The sequence below is a fragment of the Alkalihalophilus lindianensis genome (assembly GCF_032843265.1).
GTDB classification, from domain to species: domain Bacteria; phylum Bacillota; class Bacilli; order Bacillales; family Bacillaceae_D; genus Alkalihalophilus; species Alkalihalophilus lindianensis.
Genome location: NZ_JAWJBA010000235.1, coordinates 1 through 277 on the forward strand (window position 1 = coordinate 1; position 277 = coordinate 277).

Annotated in this window: 1 pseudogene; it reads right to left on the reverse strand. The window is 40.4% G+C overall.

The window, feature by feature from the left end:
* Positions 1 to 277 (reverse strand): annotated as a pseudogene (locus RYX56_RS22090) (UDP-galactopyranose mutase); the annotation flags it as partial.

Consider the following 277-nt stretch of genomic DNA (forward strand, 5'->3'; position numbering starts at 1 on the left):
GTTAATAGCCTGCTCCTCTAAATTCTGCGGATGTTCAACATAGTTGGCGCGGCGCTGCTGTTCGATTTTCTTTTTAGCCTCATCCGGTGTTACAACGCCCCACATTTTATTAAAAGTATTCATGTTAAACGGCAAATTATAAATTTCGCCTTGGTAATTTGCTACAGGACTATTGGTGTATCGGTTAAATTCTGCAAATTGGTTAACATATTCCCATACTTCCCTGTTGTTCGTATGAAAAATATGGGCCCCGTATTGATGGTCCTGGATATCTTCC